The organism is Frankia sp. Cppng1_Ct_nod, from assembly GCF_920656135.1.
Taxonomy (GTDB): Bacteria; Actinomycetota; Actinomycetes; order Frankiales; family Frankiaceae; genus Protofrankia; species Protofrankia meridionalis.
Window position 1 is genome coordinate 1 of record NZ_CAKKTK010000032.1, and the last position, 19,400, is coordinate 19,400.

General features: G+C 70.2%; 14 protein-coding genes. 10 read left to right on the top strand and 4 right to left on the bottom strand.

Translation table 11 applies throughout. The annotated features are described in order from the left end of the window. Positions 1–166 precede the first annotated feature (166 nt). The 3 genes from NBW77_RS11405 to NBW77_RS11415 are packed head-to-tail and all read right to left on the bottom strand — an operon-like array spanning position 167 to position 5,058. Positions 167–2,635 carry a transglutaminase TgpA family protein gene (locus NBW77_RS11405; protein ID WP_250279674.1) on the bottom strand — a complete coding sequence of 823 codons (2,469 nt, stop codon included), beginning with the start codon at positions 2,633–2,635 and terminating at the stop codon, positions 167–169. Then, a complete protein-coding gene (locus tag NBW77_RS11410; protein ID WP_131747427.1) occupies positions 2,632–4,047 on the bottom strand; it encodes a DUF58 domain-containing protein in 1,416 nt (471 codons plus the stop codon). Before NBW77_RS11410 ends, NBW77_RS11405 begins: the two co-directional genes overlap by 4 nt. Before the next feature lie 6 nt (positions 4,048–4,053). Next, positions 4,054–5,058, bottom strand: a complete 1,005-nt coding sequence (locus NBW77_RS11415; RefSeq protein ID WP_250279683.1) for an AAA family ATPase — start codon at positions 5,056–5,058, stop codon at positions 4,054–4,056. Between the two features lie 424 nt (positions 5,059–5,482). On the opposite strand from NBW77_RS11415, the gene mraZ reads away from it, so the two are divergent. The 10 genes from mraZ to murD all read left to right on the top strand — a co-directional run bounded on the left by mraZ (position 5,483) and on the right by murD (position 17,745). Then, a complete protein-coding gene (gene mraZ / locus NBW77_RS11420) occupies positions 5,483–5,914 on the top strand; it encodes a division/cell wall cluster transcriptional repressor MraZ (RefSeq protein ID WP_131747421.1) in 432 nt (143 codons plus the stop codon). A 330-nt stretch (positions 5,915–6,244) separates the two neighbouring features. Beyond that, positions 6,245–7,198: a 16S rRNA (cytosine(1402)-N(4))-methyltransferase RsmH gene (gene rsmH, locus NBW77_RS11425; protein ID WP_131747420.1), complete on the top strand. Its 954-nt coding sequence runs from the start codon at positions 6,245–6,247 to the stop codon at positions 7,196–7,198. Next, positions 7,195–7,875 carry a cell division protein FtsL gene (gene ftsL / locus NBW77_RS11430; RefSeq protein ID WP_131747419.1) on the top strand — a complete coding sequence of 227 codons (681 nt, stop codon included), beginning with the start codon at positions 7,195–7,197 and terminating at the stop codon, positions 7,873–7,875. Before rsmH ends, ftsL begins: the two co-directional genes overlap by 4 nt. A gap of 50 nt (positions 7,876–7,925) precedes the next feature. Beyond that, positions 7,926–9,944 (top strand): peptidoglycan D,D-transpeptidase FtsI family protein, encoded by a 2,019-nt coding sequence (locus NBW77_RS11435; protein ID WP_250279675.1) that lies wholly within the window; start codon positions 7,926–7,928, stop codon positions 9,942–9,944. Between the two features lie 42 nt (positions 9,945–9,986). Then, entirely contained in the window at positions 9,987–11,576 is a 1,590-nt protein-coding gene (locus NBW77_RS11440) for a UDP-N-acetylmuramoyl-L-alanyl-D-glutamate--2,6-diaminopimelate ligase (protein WP_131747417.1), read from the top strand. 13 nt (positions 11,577–11,589) lie between these two features. After that, positions 11,590–13,014 (top strand): UDP-N-acetylmuramoyl-tripeptide--D-alanyl-D-alanine ligase, encoded by a 1,425-nt coding sequence (locus NBW77_RS11445; RefSeq protein WP_131747416.1) that lies wholly within the window; start codon positions 11,590–11,592, stop codon positions 13,012–13,014. Beyond that, positions 13,011–14,078 carry a phospho-N-acetylmuramoyl-pentapeptide-transferase gene (gene mraY / locus NBW77_RS11450; RefSeq protein ID WP_131747415.1) on the top strand — a complete coding sequence of 356 codons (1,068 nt, stop codon included), beginning with the start codon at positions 13,011–13,013 and terminating at the stop codon, positions 14,076–14,078. The genes NBW77_RS11445 and mraY overlap by 4 nt, the downstream gene beginning before the upstream one ends. Positions 14,079–14,238: 160 nt before the next feature. Beyond that, positions 14,239–15,081 (top strand): peptidoglycan editing factor PgeF, encoded by an 843-nt coding sequence (gene pgeF / locus NBW77_RS11455; RefSeq protein ID WP_131747414.1) that lies wholly within the window; start codon positions 14,239–14,241, stop codon positions 15,079–15,081. Beyond that, the gene (locus tag NBW77_RS11460; RefSeq protein ID WP_131747413.1) at positions 15,078–16,418 is read left to right on the top strand and encodes a MurL-like N-terminal domain-containing; all 1,341 of its coding nucleotides are present in this window, start codon (positions 15,078–15,080) and stop codon (positions 16,416–16,418) included. The genes pgeF and NBW77_RS11460 overlap by 4 nt, the downstream gene beginning before the upstream one ends. After that, positions 16,393–17,745 carry a UDP-N-acetylmuramoyl-L-alanine--D-glutamate ligase gene (gene murD / locus NBW77_RS11465; RefSeq protein ID WP_131747412.1) on the top strand — a complete coding sequence of 451 codons (1,353 nt, stop codon included), beginning with the start codon at positions 16,393–16,395 and terminating at the stop codon, positions 17,743–17,745. Before NBW77_RS11460 ends, murD begins: the two co-directional genes overlap by 26 nt. 30 nt (positions 17,746–17,775) lie before the next feature. Here murD and NBW77_RS11470 read toward each other — a convergent pair whose 3' ends face one another. Then, positions 17,776–19,167, bottom strand: a complete 1,392-nt coding sequence (locus NBW77_RS11470) for an FAD-binding oxidoreductase (RefSeq protein ID WP_131747425.1) — start codon at positions 19,165–19,167, stop codon at positions 17,776–17,778. Positions 19,168–19,400: the final 233 nt, after the last annotated feature.

Sequence of the window (19,400 nt, forward strand, 5' to 3'; positions counted from 1 at the left end):
GTCATCCCTCGCCTTCGCGCCGTCGGACCCGAACCTCGGTCGTGGAGCGGCTTGAGGAACGGTGGCGCCGCCGATGGGAAGACCGCGACGGTCGCTGAGCGGTCGCTCGTGCCGACCCTGAAGATGGTCCGTCAGGCAGTCGTCACGGCTGTCTCAGCTGTCCGCCTCAGTTGTCCGCGGGGTCCTGTCGCGCGGTTCCCACCAGATCCCCGCGCACCAGATCCCCGCGCACGCGTTGGACCGACCGCCGACGGTCGCGCAGCCGGTTCGTCCCTGGCCGAGCGAGTCCACCGAGTCCACCGAGTCCACGGAATCCACTGACTACCGATCGTGGTGCTACTGCCGCCAGCGTACGGTTGCCGCGCGGCGCCGCCATCCGTAGCAGTCGGGTCACCGTCAGCAGGTCGTGCCCAAGCCGTTCTTCGGAGACGCCGGATCGGGTGAGCGGCGGTGGTGCGTAGCGGGCAAGCTCCTCCGCCGCGGCGATCCGGGTCAACGCCGCCCCACCCGCCTCGGCGTCCTGCTCCTGGATCTCCGGGCCGGCCGCGATGTACGCGGCCAGCCGCGTCGCGCTGGCCCGTGGCGACTCGGCGGGACGCAGCGGCAGCCTGAGATCGGTGGCGAGATCCGTCAGTTCGGCCCAGGCCGCGTGAACGCGGGCAGCCACGGATGTTGCGTCGTTGCCGTCGGATGAACTGCCCGCCGCGGCGGTGGTGAGACGGTGCCGCCGACGCGTGAGCCGCACCATGGCCGGCGCCAGCAGCAGTGTCACGGCGATCATCCCGGCGAGGACACAGGCCAGGATCCACAGCAGGGAGCCGGCCGCGGGCCGGGTCCGTGCAGCCATATCCGGTTGCGGCTGCGGCCCGTCGTCCCCGCTTGTGCCGGAGCTCGGGATCGCGGTCGGGGCCGGTGTGGGGACGGCCGAGGGGTCTGTGGCCGTGGACTGTGGGCTCTGCCCCGGTGGGGTCGTCGCCGGAACATAGCTGGGAGTGGCGGTGCCGCCGTCCCCTCGGGGGGTCGGTTCGAAGCGGATCCACCCGGTGGAGGCGAACCACACCTCGGGCCACGCGTGAGCTTCCTTGTTGGTGATCAGATAGGTCCCGTCGGCCTGTCTGCTGCCCGGGACGAAACCGATCGCTACGCGGGCTGGAATGCCGAGCTCCCGCAGCAGCACGGTCATCGCGGAGGCGAACTGCTCGCAGTAGCCACGCCTGGTTGCGAACAGGAACTCCGCGAGCGCCCCGTCCTGCGTCGTGGGCGCGCCGCCCAGGTCGTAGGTGAAATTGCCGCTACGCAGGTAGTCCTGGATCGCGAGAGCCTGCCGGTAGGCGTTGGTGCTGGTGCGTGTGAGGGTGCGTGCCAGGGTCTGGATCCGCGGATCGGTGGTGGTGGGCAGCTCTGTGTCAATCTTCAGATCGGCCGGGACCGTCTGCGGTGAGGCCATGAGCTGGTCCGGTAGCGGGTCGGGCACGGATGCCTCGACCTGGTAGGACGCGCCGGCCGTCGACGTCCGCGTGCTGAAGACCGTTCCGGTCTCGGCGGACAACCGCCAGTCACCGTCAAGATTGTTAATCTTGGTGGGGGAACCCGGTAGCGGAAGGTAACGTTCGACCAGGCTTTTCGACACGTCAATAGTTGCGGACACGGCCGTGGTGCGGGCGTTGCGGTTCGGCGGGGGCAGTCCGTTACTGACCCTCGCCTCGCCGACGGCGCGCAGCGGGCGGAGGGTGAAGCGCTGCCCGTCGAACTGCTCCAGCGCGGTCAACCGGAGGTACTGAGGCGTCGCCGTGCGCACCGACAGCAGCCCGATGGTCTGGCTGGCATGCAGCTGCTGCGACATCGAGACGAACGGCGGAAGCACGATTGCGGAGTTCGGGCCGTCGGAGGTGCTGTCGCCGCCGTGACCGCGTCCGACAAGGCCCGATCCGTCCGGGGAAGGCAGCACGACCGGGACGGCCACCGCACACACCACTGCGCAGACGGCGATGGCGCCGCCAAGAGTCCCCGGGATGTTGCGTGGCGAGGAGTACCCGGTATCGGTGATCGGCTTGCCCCAGCGTTCCACCGACTCCTGACCGTCCAGCAGCAGCAGGAGGAGGAATCCGAGCGCGCCGAGCACGAACGGGACAGGTCCGACACCGTGGGGTAGCACCGCGGCCGGTACCGCGAACAGCGCCAGCAACGGCAGTCCGGCGAGTGTCGGGCGTCGGATCGTCACCACCAGGAAGTCGACGGCCATCACGACGAAGTACACGCCGATGACGGTCAGTACCGTCAGTCCTGGTCGCTGCGGCACCGGCACCGCGAGCCGGGAGATGTCGTCCCGGCCGGCCGCGAGCAGCGTGTGCAAGGCGCTCACGGTTCGACGGGTCGGTACCACAGCGGCGATCGCGGTGTCCCGTGCGCACAGTGCCGTCACGGTGATCATTGCGCCGAGCATTCCGAGGAGGACGCCGGCCGCCAACGGCAGCCGTAGCGCCCGGCTGACGGCGGACACGCTCATCGACACGATCGTGACCACGAGTACCGGGCCGAACCACCACCAGAAGCCGTCGAACAGCGGTGCGAGCGCGGATGCGCACAGCAGGGACGCGACGGCACCGCCGGCGGACGCAGCGCGGCGGGGGATCACCACCCGGCTCCGGCGTCCGTCGTCGGCGGCAGCCCACCGGCGGGCTGCCGCACCGTCGTCGGGTTGCCGGAGGTGGTAACGGCCTCCACCGGGATGTCCCGGCCGGCGCCCGGCGCGCTCGTGCCGAGGGCGCCGGGGTCCCGCCCGGACGCATGGGGCCACAGATCGGCGAGCTTGTCGCCGCAACCGGCGATGATCACTGTCCAGCCGTGGTGCCGGAAGACCGTGCGACATGCCTCCACGGACTGGTCCCGGTCGGTGGAGCGATCCGTGCTCCAGGTGGCGACATCGACGAGCACGGCGATTGCGGGCAGGCCCCGTGACCGTGTCCCGGCGAGAATCGCAGCCTCGGCAGGGTCGGTTCTGCCCAGGATGGCCACGAGCATCCCGCTGTCGGCGATCCGGGCCCGGCCGACCAGGGCACGCAGGGATGCGGGGGCGGTGGTCCGCACATCGGCGAGTTCGTCCAGCAGCGCGGTGGAGCTGCCGGTTGCCGTTGCCGTTGCCGTGATACCGGTCCCGCCGTCGGCTCGGCACACGAGACGGACCTCCTGGCCGGTCGCGGTGAGGTGTACGGCGATCGAGGCGGCGGCGCTGACCGCCCACTCGAACGACGACATCGGACCGCCACCGATCCAGGACGCCGTGCGGCCCGTACCGAACCAGGCATCGGCCCGGGTGTCCAACAGCAGGGCCGTGGTGCCCGAGCGCACACTTTCGTCCCTGCGCACCATCAGCGCACCGGCGCGCGCGCTGGTGCGCCAGTGAACCCGCCGCAGATCGTCCCCGGGCTGGTAGGGACGGGTGGACGAGTCGTCCCCGCCAATGGTGGGTGTGCTCCGGCCACGGTGGTTGCTGATCGTGACCCGACCACCTGGACGGGAGCGGGGCAGCACCTCGACCGCCGGGGTTATGATCAACTCGTCGCGGCTGCGGAACGCGCGGGAGATTTCGCACAGGCCGAAGGGGTCGCTGAGACGGATCGACATCGGTCCGATGAGGTAGCGGCCGCGTAGCTGGGCCCGAAGTTCGTAGGAGAGTTCCCGCGTACCCCCGCCGTCCACTCGGTCGAGTACGAATCGTGCCCGGTAGCCGAGGCGATCGGGGATGTGGTCCTCCATCAGCAGCACTGAGGAGGAACGCCGGCTCATGTTGTCGATCCGGATGCTCGCCGAAACCGAACCGCCCACGGACGCGCGGGCGGGGTCGAGACGGCGGGTGCAGGCGAGCCGGTAGCGGGTCCGACATACGAACGCCGCGGCGAACAGTGGGAGGGCGAGCAGCAGCAGGCCGACGCGGAACAGGTCCTTCTCGCCCACCGCGATCGAGGAGCCGCAGCAGGCCGTCCCGGCGGCGAGAAAGCAGCGTCCCCGCATGGTGAGGCCGCGCAGTGCCGCCAGGAAGTCCAGCATTGTGATCTAACGGCCGCGATGCGGCGGGCGTGTCCCTGCCCGCGGGATGGGGACCCGGGCGACGATCTCTGCGATGATCCGGGAGGCGGCATCGGTGGTGGACACGCTCGACATCGTAAGTTCCGGGTGTACCAGCAGCCGGTGGGCGAGCACCGGCTCGGCCATCGCCTGGACGTCGTCGGGAACCACGAAGGCGCGGCCGTCGAGGGCGGCCCGGGCTCGGGCGGTCCTGATGATGTGGAGTGTCGCGCGAGGGGACGCACCGAGGGCGAGGTCGGGATGGCGGCGGGTGGCCGTCACAAGGTCGACGATGTAATGGCGTACCTCGTCGGAGACGTGCACGGTGCGGACCAGGGAGATGAGCTTCGCGATCTCGGCGGCATCGGTGACAGAGTTGATCTTGTCTAGGGGTTCGGCGTTGCCGTGGTTGTCGACCATGGCCAGCTCGGCCGCGGGTGAGGGGTAACCCATGGACACCCGTGCGGTGAAACGGTCGCGTTGCGCCTCCGGCAGCGGGTAGGTGCCTTCCATCTCGATCGGGTTCTGGGTCGCGATGACCATGAACGGGGAATCCAGGTGGTAGGTGACACCGTCAACGGTGACCTGGTGTTCCTCCATGCACTCCAGGAGCGCCGACTGGGCCTTCGGCGCGGCACGGTTGATCTCGTCGCCCACGACGATGTTGGCGAAGACCGGCCCGGGCCGGAACTCGAAGTCCCGGGTGTCCTGGTTGTAGACGCTTACGCCGGTGACGTCGCTCGGCAGCAGGTCGGGCGTGAACTGGACGCGACGGACGCGGGCGTCGATCGAACGCGCGAGTGCCTTGGCGAGCATGGTCTTGCCGACGCCGGGCACGTCCTCGATGAGCAGGTGGCCCTCGGCGAGCAGAACGACAAGTGATATTCGGATCACTTCTGCTTTACCGTCGATGACGGTCTCGACGGACCGGGTCACCCGTGTCGCGACATCCGCGAGGTGGCCAAGGTCCGTCCCCGGCTCGCGCCAGTGCATGACGCCGGGCTCCGTCACCGTCACGTCAACCTCCGCTCTGAAGATCAGTGGGGCGGGCTCGGCGGACCGCGCCCTCACGAGTGTGACACCCGGGTGTGGGCACGGCCTTGATGCGCAGGGAATCATCTGCCGGTCCTGTCCGGAAAGCGTACTGATTCGCGGCGGCGTTCGATCGTAGCTGTCGTGACTGTTACGGGCAGGCGTTTTTGTCGTGTTCGGTCTAAAGACACATTGACACCCGATTCATGATCGATATAGCTCGGCAACTGTGGGCCGCGGGGGGTGTGTCCGGAGTGTCGTGGGGCTTCCAGGTGGGGGGGAGTGGGGTACAGTGGCGCGCAGTGGGGGGCGGACGCACTCAAAAGCCAACCAGGGTGGGGTCGGATGGCCGTGAACCTCCCGGGCTCGGGCGAGGAGGGCGTCGATGTTCCTCGGCAGCCACACGCCACGGCTCGACGACAAAGGCCGGCTCACACTGCCGGCGAAGTTCCGCGAGGAACTGGAAGGGGGACTCGTGATTACCAAGGGGCAGGAGCGGTGTCTCTACGTGTTCCCCATGGTCGAGTTCACCCGGATCAGTGAGTCTCTGCGAACCGCCCCTGTTACGGCAAAGGCGCTACGGGATTACAGCCGCGTCTTCTTTTCCTCGGCATCCGACGACGTTCCCGACCGGCAGGGCAGGATCACCATCCCACCCGCGCTACGGGCTTACGCGGAACTGACCCGGGAGTGCGTCGTGAACGGTGCGAACACCCGGGTGGAGATCTGGGATGCGTCCCGCTGGGACGCCTATCTCGCCAGCCAGGAGGAGAACTTCGCCGCACTTTCCGAGGAGGTGTTGCCAGGCGTCATCTGAAATGGGTGTAGCCAGTCGGCCGTGAAGGCTGCGCGGCCATCGGGGACCCTGAGTGATTTATCGGGCACGTTTCCCCTCGTCGACGCAGACCCCGAGGAGCTCGAAGCGCTGGCGTGCGCCGAGGTCTCCCCCCGCTCTTACCGGATGCCACTTCCCCGGTGTCCGGTGGTGTGAGCGGGGCGGGACCTGGGCACACGCCGTTCTCTCGGGGCGGTCACGTCGACAGCCCGACTCCGCCACATGTCGTCCCCCGCATCTTCGTCCTCCCCGTCTTCACACGCCGCATCTTCCAACCGCCGCGAAGTCCACGAGCCGTTCGAGGAGGTCGAGGTGGACGCCACGCACACCCCGGTCCTCTCCGACCGTGTCGTCGGCCTGCTGGCACCGGCATTGAGTGAGCCGGGAGCGGTGGTGGTCGATGCCACTGTGGGACTCGCCGGCCATGCGACGGCATTACTCGCCACCTGCCCGGGCATCCGGCTGGTCGGACTGGACCGCGACCCGCAGGCACTCGCCTACAGCCGTGCGCGGCTCGTGGACGCCGCCGACCGGGTGACGCTGGTCCATGCCGTCTACGACCAGGTGGCGACCGTTCTGGACGGGCTCGGGTTGAGCGAGGTCTCCGGCATCCTGTTCGACCTCGGCGTCTCCTCGCTTCAGCTCGACACCGACGAGCGGGGATTCAGCTATTCCCGGGATGCCCCGCTCGACATGCGGATGGACCCGACCCGGGGCCGTACCGCCGCGGATGTCGTCAACACCTACGGTGTCGACGAACTCGCCCGGGTCCTGCGCTACTACGGAGAAGAACGGTTCGCCCGCCGGATCGCCACAGCTGTGGTCGCCGAACGTGTTCGTGAGCCGTTCGCATCCTCGGCACGGCTTGCCGATCTTGTTCGCCGGGCCATTCCCGCAGCCACCCGCCGTACCGGTGGAAATCCGGCAAAGCGCACGTTTCAGGCACTGAGGATCGAGGTTAACGGCGAACTCGAGGCGCTCGCGCAGGCACTGCCGGCGGCACTCGACGCTCTCGCCGTTGGGGGGAGGCTCGTGGTGCTTGCCTACCACTCGCTTGAGGACCGCATGGTCAAGCGGGCGCTTGCGGCCCGGGTCCGGCCGGCAGTGCCGCCGGACCTGCCGGTGATCCCACCGGAGGCCGCGCCGACGATGCGCTGGCTCACCCGCGGGGGAGAGACGCCGTCTCCGGACGAGGTGGCCGCCAACCCCCGGGCGTCCGCGGCGAAGCTGCGCGCCGTCGAGCGGATAGCCCGAGGTGTGGCATGACGGCGCCGGCCCCGGCGCCGGCGCCGCCACGGCGACTGCGGACGAGGGCCGGGGCGGACACCGTCCGCGCCGCGCCGCCCCGGGCTGCCCGTGCCACATCGGCCACCGCGTACGCCGATACGGCCATCCCGATCCCGTCCCTGAGCGGACGGACGGGTACCGCCGGCGCCCTGCCGGTTCTCGACCGTCCGGCCCGTCCCACGGCGCGCCCGCGGTGGTCGCCCGCGCCGTCACCGTTGACGGTCACCCGTCCCGTCCCCCGCAGCCGTGCGCCGCGCGCGCCGTTCGTCATCCTGTTGCTGCTGCTGATGGGTGCGGGCCTCATGTGCCTGCTCCTGCTCAACACGGCACTCGCGCAGAACGCGTTCCGGGTGCACGATCTCCAGATCCGCTCGTCGGCTCTCGCGGACGAGGAGCAGGCGCTCTCGATGCGCCTTGACGGGTTGTCCGACCCGGCGAGTCTGGCGGCCAGGGCAACCCAGCTCGGCATGGTTCCCAGTGGCATGCCCGAATATCTGTCGCCGGGAGCTCCGCTGCCGGCCGGCGCCCGTGTGATCGATACGGATCCGTTCTCCGGTGTTGTCACCATCGTGGTGCCACCGCCGGGACAGACCGCACGCCAGGCTCCGGCCACCTCCGCTCCGGCCGGTAACGGGCCGGCCGGGGGCGCCCGGTGACCTCTACTCTTCACCGTTCGTCCCGGCGCGGCCGTTCTCGGCTACGCCTCGTGTCGGATCGTGGTCGCCATGTCACGGACGATCAGTGGGTTGAGCGCGACGACGACGGCTTCGCCGCCGGCTACGCGGACCCGGACGGTTACGGCTACGGCTACGGCGATCCGGACGGCTACGTCACCGGGGAGGGAGAAGAGGAGTACGCCTATCGGTCGGACCGCCGGCGGGATCCGCGCCGCGCCCGCCGGCCCTCCCACGCCACCGGCTACCGGGCGGGGACGCCACGAGGCCCGGGTCCGGCCCGCCGGCCACCGCGCGCTCGGGTCTCCCGCCCGCCGATGAGGCTCGGCAGTACCCGCCGCAGGCTACGGGCCACGGTCGTCATCCTCTGCGCCCTGCTGGTGGTGCTCGCCGGCCGCCTGACGCAACTGCAGGGGTTCCAGGCGTCCGCCTATGCCAAGCGCGCCGAGAAGCAGCGGACGAACATCGTGACGCTCGACGCGGCCCGAGGGGTCATCGCCGATCGTAGCGGGGCTACGCTGGCGCAGGATGTCGACGCACGTTCGGTATATGGGGACCCGAGCAACGTCACCGACGCCCGCGCGGTTGCGACCGCCCTCTCGCCTCTGCTCAAGGTACCGGTGGACACCCTGGTCACGAAGCTTTTGGGCAGCGGACGCTTCGTCTACCTGGCCCGTGGGCTCGAACCGGCCGTGGGCAAGGAGGTGGCCGGGCTCAGGTTGTCCGGCATCGGTGTCCTGGAGGAACGCCGCCGCATGTATCCGTCCGGCTCGCTCGCGTCCAACGTGGTGGGTTTCACCACGGTCGGCGACAACGGCGTGCTCGTGGGCGGTGGTGGTATCGAAGGCGCCTATGACAGGCTGCTGCGCGGGACCGACGGGGTGCGCCGCGTCGAGGTGGACCCGGCCGGCCGGCCGATCCCGTCCGGGTCCAGCCGGGAGAAGGACCCGGTGCCCGGGTCGGGCGTCCGGCTCACGCTGGACCGCGACGTCCAGTGGGCCGCGCAGAACGCGATCGCCGAGGCCGTCCGGACCACCCAGGCCGACGGCGGCACCGTCGTGGTCATGGAACCCGCCACCGGGAACATCCTGGCGATGGCGGACGCGCCGGACTACGACCCCAACAGGATCGGCGCTGCCAATCCCGCGACGCTGAAGAACCGGGCCACCCAGGACGTCTACGAACCGGGGAGCGTCAACAAGGTCATCACCATGGCTGCGGCGATCGATCGCGGTCTGATCTCGGCCGACACGCCGGTCACGGTGCCGTCGAACCTGCGTATCGCGGGCCAGACCTTCACCGACGCGGAGCCGCACGCAACCGAGTACCTGACCGCCACCGGCGTACTGGCGAGGTCCAGCAACATCGGGACGATCCTGATCGCTCGCAAGCTCGGTTCGGCCAATCTGGAAGGTGCGTTGCGCGCGTTCGGCCTGGGGTCGCGGACCGCGCTGCGTTTCCCGGGCGAGAGCGCTGGCCTGCTGACGCCGTCGTCGGCCTGGGATCCCCAGCAGGCGGCCACGATCGCCTACGGGCAGGGGATGTCCGCGACCGCGATCCAGATGGCATCGGTCTACGCCACCATCGCCAACGGTGGTGTGCGGGTCCCACCCCGCCTGGTGGACAGCACCACGTCACCGGACGGCATCGTGCACACCACCCCTCGTGAACCCGGCACCCGGGTGATCAGTGAGAGCACGGCGGCGACTCTCTCCCAGATGCTGGAGGCGGTGACGTCCGACTCGGGGACCGCGCCGCTCGCGGCGATCCCCGGTTACCGGGTCGCAGGTAAGACCGGAACCGCCGAGCGGGTGGGACCGGCCGGCCACTACAACGGCTATGTGGCCTCGTTCGTGGGCTTCGCCCCCGCGGACCAGCCGAAGGTGGTCGTCGAGGTGGTGCTCGACAATCCCCGGGACGGCCACTTCGGCGGGACGGTTGCCGCGCCCGTGTTCAAAAAGGTGATGTCCTTCGCGTTGGCGACGATGGCAGTGCCCCCGACGGGCACGACAGGCCCGAAGCTCACCATCGACCTCGGCGCGAGCCGTTGACCCGTCGCAGGTCCCGGACGGCCGGCTACTAATGTCGTCGGCGTGACCTCATCGGGGCTGCGCCCGGCCATCCCTGCGGCGCGGGCGCTCACCGACCTGGCGGCCCGATATCCCGATCTTGATGTGGTCGGCGCCGGCTACGAGGGGGTTGTCGTCCACGGCGTCACCCACGACTCGCGGGCGGTCCGGCCCGGTGACCTGTATGCCGCCCTGCCCGGCGCCCATGTGCACGGCGCCGCCTTCGCCGGCCAGGCGCTCGCGTCCGGCGCCGCGGCCGTACTCACCGACCGGGCCGGTGCCGAACGTGTTATCCGGGAGACGGCCACGGGTGGGACCGTGACCCGGGAGACGACCGTGCCCGCCGCGGTCCCGCTGCTCGTGGCCGTCGACCCGCGTGCGGTGCTGGGAGCGGTCGCGTCCTGGGTCTACGGCGACCCGTCGGCGTCACTGAGACTGTTGGGTGTCACCGGCACCAACGGCAAGACCACCGTGGCATACCTGCTGGAGGCCGGACTGCGTGCCGCGGGGCACTCGACCGGACTCGTCGGGACGGTCCAGACGCGGATCGCGGGTACCGCGGTCCCGTCCGTGCGTACCACCCCGGAGGCGACGGACCTGCAGGCACTGCTCGCGGTCATGGTCGAACGCGGGGTCACCGCGGCCGCGATGGAGGTCTCCAGCCACGCCGTCGCACTGCACCGGGTGGGGGGAATCCACTTCGCCGGAGCGGCCTTCACCAACCTCAGCCAGGACCACCTCGACTTCCACCTGTCGATGGACGACTACTTCGAGGCGAAGGCCGCACTGTTCACCCCGCGGCGCACCGGTGTGTCGGTGGTCGACACGGACACCGGGTGGGGACGCCGGCTCGCGGGTCGAATTCCGGGCGCGGTGACCTGCGGGGTGAACCCCGACGCGCGGTGGCGTGCCGTCGACGTGGCCACCGATCCCACGGGGACCACCTTCCGCGCGCTCGGTCCGCAGGGCACGGACGTGCAGGTGCGCATCGCGCTGCCCGGAACGTTCAATGTCAGCAACGCCCTGGTGGCACTCGCGCTGCTCGCCGAGACCGGCGTGCCGGCCGAAACCGCGGTCAGGGGTTTCGCGAGCCTGCCAGGGGTGCCGGGCAGGATGGAGCGGGTCGACGCGGGCCAGCCGTTTCTCGGCCTCGTCGACTACGCCCACACGCCGGACGCGGTCGAGACGCTGCTGCGTACCGTGCGGCCGTTGGTCACCGGCCGGGTGATCGTCGTTCTCGGCTGCGGTGGTGACCGTGATCGCGGGAAGCGTCCCCTGATGGGGGCCGCCGCGGCCCGCGGCGCGGATCTTTCGATCTTCACCAGCGACAATCCCCGGTCGGAGGACCCGGATGCGATCATTGCCCAGATGTGTGCCGGCGCGGCCCGGGTGCCCGCCGGCCTTCGGGGCGGCGTGGTGGTCGAGCCCGACCGGGCCACGGCGATCGGTCTCGCCGTGCGTCAGGCCGGACCGGCCGACGCGGTCGTGGTGGCCGGTAAGGGGCACGAGACCGGTCAGGTGCGCGATGGCACGGTGACCCCGTTCGACGATCGTGACGCGTTGCGGACGGAGCTGGCCGGGTGCCGCCCCGCGTCACGTCCCAGCCAGGTGTGAGAGGCATCCACTGGTGATAATGCTGTCCCTGCGCGAGGTCGCTACCACCACCAACGGCAGGCTGGACGCCGTACCCGACCCGGATGCCCTGGTCGCCGGCGTCGTCGTCGACTCAAGACAGGTCACCCCCGGTGCGCTGTTCGTCGCGTTGACCGGAGCCCGGGTCGACGGCCATGGCTTCGCCGCGGATGCGGTGCGGGCCGGCGCGGTCGCGGTGCTCACGACACGGCCGGTCGGCGTGCCGGCGGTGGTGGTCACCGACCCGCTCGCCGCGCTCGCCGCGCTCGCCGCGCTCGCCGCCGAGGTGCGTAACCGGTCGTCGGCGACGGTGGTCGCGGTGACGGGATCATCGGGAAAGACCACCACCAAGGATCTTCTCGCCGACCTGCTGGCGGAGCTCGGGCCGACCGTGGCCGCGCCCGGCTCGTTCAACAACGAGATCGGCCTGCCACTCACCCTGCTGCGCCTGGAGCCGGCCACCAGGTTCGTCGCACTGGAGATGGGTGCCCGTGGGCTCGGGCACATCGCCGCCCTGTGCGCGCTGGCCCGGCCGGAGATCGGGGTCGTGCTGAACGTCGGTTCGGCCCATGTGGGCGAGTACGCGGACGGACGTGCCGGTATCGCCCGAGCCAAGGGAGAGCTCGCCGGGGCCGCCTCCGCCGCTGCCGTCCTAAACGTCGACGACCCGCTGGTCGCGGCGATGGCAGCCCACACTCGCGGTAGCGTGATCACCTTCGGTGAGAGCGACCGGGCGGACGTGCGGGCCGTCGGGGTGCGGGTCGAGGACTCCGGGCTGGCCCGCTTCGACCTGCTGGCCGGCGGCGAGCGTCATCCCGTCATGCTGAACCTGGTCGGCGCGCACCAGGTGGCCAATGCGCTGGCGGCCGCGGCGGTGGCGATCCGGCTCGGGCTCCCACCGGGGCGTACGGCGTCGGTGCTGTCGCAGGCGCGGGCCCGTAGCCGCTGGCGGATGGAGGTGACGGTGACCGGTGAGGGCGTCACCGTCGTCAACGACGCCTACAATGCCAATCCGGAGTCCATGCGGGCGGCGCTGAAGACCCTGGTCGACATGAGCCGGGGCCGGCGGGCCTGGGCGGTGCTCGGCGCCATGGGGGAGCTCGGCGCGGGCGCGGACGACGAGCACGACGCACTCGGCCGCCTGATCGTCCGTCTCGGTGTGCAGCAGCTGGTGGTGGTCGGCGCCGAGGCACGTCGGATACACCTGGGTGCGTCGCTGGAGGGCTCGTGGTCCGGGGAGTCGGTGTGGGTCCCCGATGTCGAGTCGGCCGTGAAGCTGCTGCGGGAACGGTTGGAGCCGGGCGACGTCGTGCTGGTGAAGGCGTCCCGCGCGTTCGGGCTGGAGCGGGTCGTGAAGGAACTGGTCTCCGGTGAACTGGCGGACGGCGATACGTCCGCCGAGTGGGGTGCGCACGGGTGAGAGGTGTACTGGTCGCCGCGCTGGTGGCCCTGGTGGTGTCGCTGCTCGGCACCCCGTCGGTGATCAAGCTGTTCCGCCGGCAGGGTTACGGTCAGGAAATCCGTGAGGACGGACCGTCGAGTCACCTTACCAAGCGTGGCACGCCCACCATGGGCGGTACGGTGATCATCCTGGCGACGCTGCTCGGCTATTTCGGCGCGCATCTGATCACGGCGAAGGGCTTCACCGCGTCCGGGCTGCTTGTCCTGATGGTCATGACAGGCCTCGGGATGGTGGGTTTCCTCGACGACTACATCAAGATCCGTAAGCAGCGCAGCCTCGGGCTCACGGCCAGGACCAAGTTCGCCGGACAGGCCGCGGTGGCGCTGGCCTTCGGTCTACTGGCCGTCCGGTTCAAGAACGCGGGCGGTCTCCTTCCGGGGTCGACGTTCGTCTCGATCGTCCGGGACACCGACTTCTCGATCGGCCTGATCGGTTTCCCGCTGCTCGCATGGATAATCATTGCGGCGACGTCGAACGCGGTGAACCTCACCGACGGTCTGGACGGCCTGGCCGCAGGCACCTCGGCGATGGTCTTCGGCGCCTACGTGGTGATCTCCTTCTGGCAGTTCGGCAACCTCTGTGAACCGGGTCCCCTGACTCCTGGCTGCTACTACGTCCGTGACCCGCTGGACGTGGCGCTGGTCGCGGCGGCGGCCATGGGCGCCTGTTTCGGGTTCCTGTGGTGGAACGCCAGCCCCGCGAAGATATTCATGGGCGACACCGGTTCCCTGGCCCTCGGTGGGGCGTTCGCGAGCATCGCGATCGTCAGCCGGACCGAGCTGCTGCTGTTCGTCCTCGGTGGGCTGTTCGTCGTCGAGACCCTGTCGGTGATTCTGCAGGTCGCGTTCTTCAAGGCCACCAGGAAACGGGTCTTCAACATGGCGCCGATCCACCACCACTTCGAGTTGGCGGAGTGGCCGGAGACCACGGTCATCATCCGTTTCTGGATCGTGTCCGGACTCGCCGTCGCATTCGGACTTGGACTTTTCTATGCGGAGTTTCTCTCGCACGGCGGTTCCTGATGTGTATCCTGAACGTGGAAGGTGGCGGGCCGCGGAAGTGCATCTGAAAGCAGTTCGTGCGGTTTACCGGTGTTATCCGGGGACTTCTCGTCGACAATTCGTCGAGTGGGAACGGGCGGTGCGCGACGTTGGCAGCCGATAGCCGCGGAGGTCGGGGGTAATGACCATCAGCGTGGCGAACGCGCAGGTCCGGCCAACCGGATCGGGCCTGGACGTACTGCGCTGGCCAGCCTTTGACGACCGGTTGGTCGATGCTTTCGTCACCACACGCCATGGTGGCGTGTCCACTGGGCGTTACGCCTCGCTCAACCTGAGTCTGCGTGTCGGGGATGACGACGGCCACGTTCTCGCGAACCGGACAACAGTGGCGAACGCGCTGGGCGCAGTCCTTGACGATTTCGTGTTCTGCGAGCAGACGCATGGGCCGGACGTGGCCGTGGTGACCCGTGAACACCGTGGTCGTGGTGCCCGCTCGGGCTCGAATGCGCTACCACTGACCGATGCGCTTGTGACGACGGTCCCCGGCATCGTCCTTGCCGTCCTCGCGGCCGACTGCGTCCCGGTCGTCCTGCACGACCCGGTGGCCGGCGTGCTCGCGTGCGCGCACGCCGGCTGGCGTGGCACCGTACGCGGCGTAGCCCCCGCCGCAGTGGCAGCCATGCGGCGGCTGGGCAGTGACCCGGCGAACATCGTCGCCGGTATCGGGCCCGCGATCCACCCCGACCACTATCAGGTCGGGGCTGATGTCGCTGAGGCGGCCCGAGGTGCCTTCGGCGACCGGGTCGACACGGTGATCCGGCCGGACGGTCCCGGGAGGTGGACCTTCGACCTGTGGCGGGCCAACACGCTGGCTCTGACCGCCGCGGGTGTGCCGGAGAATCAGGTGCACGTCGCTGCCGCCGCCACTGGCCCGGGTACGCCGTTCTTCAGCCACCGTGCGCAGAGCAGCCCGTGCGGGCGCTTCGCGGCCGTGGCACGCCTGCGAGGGAAGGATGCCCCATGACCGTGTTCCCCCGGTCGGCCCCCCGGCGCGGCGAGAGCTTCCGGTACGTCGGCTACGACATCGACGCCTCCCGTCACCGGCTCATGTGCCGCTACCGGCTCGACGGGCGGGAGTTCCGCGAGGACGTGACGTTCCCCGGCGGGGGGGACTGGACCGCCCCTGCGGTTGCCGAGGCGGCGCGGCTGGTGTTCCTGCTGGCCGCGGTCTCGTACTACAAGTCGGCGGCCCCGCCGGTCATCGACCTCGGCGACATCGCCGTGACGGATGCCGAGCGGGCGTTCCTGCGTGAGTTCTACCTCGAGGGTCTTGGCGAGTTCGCCCACCGCAACAACCTCGATCTTTCTGACGTGCGGATCGTCGGCCCTCGGCTGGAGCGGTCGGGACCGGTGGCCGTGAACTGCGACGAGGGCCGGCCGCTGCTGCCGTTCGGTGGTGGCGTGGACTCCATCGTCAGCGTGGAGCTGGTCCGGCCGCTGGCGAAGGATCCGGCGCTGTTCGTCGTCAACCGACCCGGGGACCGTTTCGACGCCATCGAACGGCCCGCGCGGGTCGCGGGTCTGCCCGTGGTCCGGGCGGAGCGGCTCATCGACTCCCAGGTGCTGCGCTCCACCGAACTCGGTTTCCTCAACGGGCATGTGCCGGTCACCGGGATCCTCTCGGCGATCGCGGTCATGGCTGCCGTCCTCGACGGACGCGACGCCGTCGTGATGTCCAACGAGTGGTCGGCGTCCGTGGGCACCGTCGAGGTCGACGGTCGGTCCATCAACCATCAGTATTCCAAGAGCGAGGCGTTCGAGAACGCTTTCCGGGTGGTGCTCGCCGAGACCTTCGGGGAAAGACCGGAGTACTTCTCGCTGTTGCGCCCGTTCACCGAACTGTGGATCGCCCGGCGTTTCGCGGCGCTTCCCCGGTATTTCGACCACTTCCGCAGTTGCAACCGGGCCTTTCACATCGACCCGGCGCGGCGGCTGGACAGATGGTGCGGGCAGTGCGACAAATGCTGTTTCATCGATCTGATCCTCTCCCCGTTCGTGGACGAGTCGACGTTGCGGCGGGTGTTCGACGGTCATGAACCACTGGCCGACATCCGGCTGCTCGACCGTTTCCGTGCGCTGCTGGGCCTGTCCGCGGACAGCAAGCCCTGGGAATGCGTCGGTGACGTCACCGAGTGCCGCGTCGCGACCCTGCTCGCCACCCCGCGTGGCGACCGGGCCGGTTCACCGGTACTGAGCGCGCTGGGCCCGCTGCCGGGCGAGCCGGCATCCGAGGACCTGCTCGCGCCCCACGGCCGACACTTCGTACCGGACCGGTATGCGCCCGACGATCTCCTGGTCTGACCTGCCCGGCCGTACCGTCGGTCTCTACGGTCTCGGTCGTGAGGGTGAGGCGAACCTGCGAGCCTGCCTTGCCCTGGGGGTCGAGCCGGTGCTTGTCGACGATGCCTCGGGACATGCCCCGATCGAGGGCAGGGAGGTCCTCGTGAACGCCGGTGGGGGGCTCGCGGCCCTGGCCCGCTGCGACGTCGTGGTCAAGGCGCCCGGGATCTCACGGTACGGCGAGACCGTCCGCTACCTCGAGCGCCGTGGCATCCCCGTCGTCGGGGGCGTGGGCCTGTGGCTGGCCGACGCGGACCGGTCGAAGGTGCTGTGCGTGACCGGAACCAAGGGCAAGAGCACGACCTCGGCCGTGGCCGGGCACCTGCTGGGTCGGCTCGGCTACCGATGCCTGGTCGCGGGCAACATCGGCGTGCCGCCGCAGGACCCTCGGATCGTCGGCGAGTACGACTTCTGGGTCATCGAGGTGTCCAGCTATCAGGCGACCGACCTGGCGTGCTCCCCGCCGGTGGTCGCGGTCACGTCATTGCATCCTGATCATCTGCCATGGCATGACGGGGACCTGGCGACGTACTTCCGGGACAAGCTGTCCGCCTGCTCCCAGCCAGGTGCGGACCTGACCATCGCCAACGGTGACAGCGACCTGATCCGCGTCCGCCGGGGACTGCTGGGTCCGAGGGTGCAGTGGGTGCACGCCGACGCCGGGTCCGACGCCGGGTCCGACGCTGGGTCCGACACGGGCTGGAGCCGACCGCTGGGGCTGCTCGGTGTCCACAACCGGCGTAACGCGGCGATCGCCAGGGCCGGCCTGCGGGCGCTCGGCGTGCCCGAGGCGTACGACGACGACAAGCTGCGCGCCGCCGCCGACGGGTTCGCCGGGCTGGACAGCAGGCTGAAGCTGATCGGTGTGGTGGATGGTGTCAGCTTCGTCGACGACAACCTCTCGACGAACGTCCTGCCGACGCTCGCCGCCGTCGACGCCTTCGGCGACCGGCGGATCGCCCTCATCGTCGGCGGTCACAGCCGTGGGATCGACTACCATCCGCTGGCGGTCGGCCTGCGCACCCGGACGATGGACACCCTGCTGGTCACGGTGCCCGACAACGGCCCGGACATCCGGCGCCAGGTCGATGAGGCCGGCGCCGGCCCGCGCGTCACATCCGTGGACACCGACGACCTCACCGGTGCCGTGGTCGAGGCCTACCGCTGGGCGAGACCCGACGGAGTCGTCCTTCTCTCGCCGGCCGCGCCGAGCTTCGGGAGGTTCCGCGACTACCGCGAGCGCGGGGCCGCCTTCGCGCTCGCCATGGAAGGCTGTCGCATTCTGTGACAGGATGCCGTGGTAACGCGGTGACCGCCGTCAGAGCGCAGGGAGCAGGACGTTCGGGTTCAGGATGCCCGCGGGGTCCAGGGCCTGCTTGATCCGGCGGAACGCGGCGATCTCGGCGGGGGAGCGGTTCAGTGGCAGCCAGCGTCGCTTGGCCGTCCCGATCCCGTGCTCGGTGCTGATGCTGCCACCGCGCTCGGCGACGAGGCGGAAGACGGTGTCCTCGACCCGTTCACCTACGCCTGCGGCACCGGTGACGTTGACGTGCACGTTCCCCTCGGCGACGTGTCCGAACAGCCAGGTGCTCGCCTCCGGCGCGACGGCCCTGACCGCGGCGGGTACCGCCTCGACGAACGAGGGCAGCGCGTCGGGCGTCACGGTGACGTCCATCTTCACCGGCGTCCCACAGGTATTGATCGATTCGGTGTGCCGTTCCCGGTAGGCCCACAGGGCCTCGCGGCCGGGTCGGTCATCCGCGAGCGAGGCGTCGGCGACGCCCGGTAGGCCGGCGACCGCGTCCGCCAGGATGTCGAGGGGTCCGTTCCCGCCTGCGCCGTCCTCGCCCGGGGCGTCCCCGGTGACCTCGACAAGAAGGTACGCCGCGTGCGTCCCGCGCAGCGGCGGGGAAAGGCGGCACGCCCGCATCACAAGATCTATTCCGGGTGGGAGCATGAGCTCGGCCGCGGCAAGGCCGGGCAGACCGTTACGCAGCAGGGATGCCGCGGCGACGGCATCCGGCACGGACGCCAGGCCGATCAGGCCCACGGCCCGCGCCCGGGTGGCCGGGGTGAGCCGGACCCGTACGGCCGTGACCACGCCGAGGGTGCCCTCGCTGCCGGCGAGCAGGGACGGCAGGTGGTAGCCGGTGTTGTCCCTGGCAAGGCCCGCGAGGTGGGACACGACGCTGCCGTCACCGAGGACGGCCTCCACCCCGAGCAGCTGGGCTCTGGTGTCTCCGTACCGCAGCACCCGCAGACCACCCGCGTTCGTCGCGACCGTTCCACCGACCGTGGCGCTGTCGCGGCTCGCGAGGTCCACGCCATAGCCGAGACCCGCGGCGGACGCGGCCTCGCGCAGCACACCCACGGGTACCCCCGCGCCGACGGTGGCCTGCCCGGCCGCGACGTCGACCTGGAGGATGTCGGAGAGTCCACGCAGGCTCAGGAGGATCTCACCGCGGGTCGGCACGCCGCCGCCGGCAAGCCCGGTGTTGCCCCCCTGGGGCACCAGCGCAACCTCGTGCTGTGCGCACGCCTGGACGACAGCCGCCACCTGGGCGGTGTTCGCCGGCCGCACGACCGCGGCCGTCCGTCCGACGAAACGGCCGGTCCAGTCCCGGACATAGCCGGTCATGACGTCCGGGTCGGTCAGCACACAGGTGGCGTCGACCGCGTCGCGCAGAATGGTCAGCACCTGGTTGGACATGGTGGGAGTCTCCTCCTCGATGGGACGGCCACCGCGCTTGCCCGACACGCCCCCGATGTGCCGGTCGGGCGGGCCGGTGTCGTGGACCATGCGGGGAGGCGGTGACCCCGCCTGCCCGACCGGGCGACCCCGGCAACCGGATGGCCCGGCGACCGGGCGACCCCGGCGGCGGGATGGCCCCGGCGGCGGGATGGCCCCGACCAGGTGACATTGTCCTGGTGACTGTGCTGGGC

Coding starts and splice junctions, on each gene's coding strand:
- NBW77_RS11410 (WP_131747427.1), bottom strand. CDS start 4,047: ATGCTGGACTTCCTGGCGGCACTGCGCGGCCTCACCATGCGGGGACGC.
- NBW77_RS11415 (WP_250279683.1), bottom strand. CDS start 5,058: ATGCACTGGCGCGAGCCGGGGACGGACCTTGGCCACCTCGCGGATGTC.
- mraZ (WP_131747421.1), top strand. CDS start 5,483: ATGTTCCTCGGCAGCCACACGCCACGGCTCGACGACAAAGGCCGGCTC.
- ftsL (WP_131747419.1), top strand. CDS start 7,195: ATGACGGCGCCGGCCCCGGCGCCGGCGCCGCCACGGCGACTGCGGACG.
- pgeF (WP_131747414.1), top strand. CDS start 14,239: ATGACCATCAGCGTGGCGAACGCGCAGGTCCGGCCAACCGGATCGGGC.
- NBW77_RS11460 (WP_131747413.1), top strand. CDS start 15,078: ATGACCGTGTTCCCCCGGTCGGCCCCCCGGCGCGGCGAGAGCTTCCGG.
- murD (WP_131747412.1), top strand. CDS start 16,393: ATGCGCCCGACGATCTCCTGGTCTGACCTGCCCGGCCGTACCGTCGGT.
- NBW77_RS11470 (WP_131747425.1), bottom strand. CDS start 19,167: ATGTCCAACCAGGTGCTGACCATTCTGCGCGACGCGGTCGACGCCACC.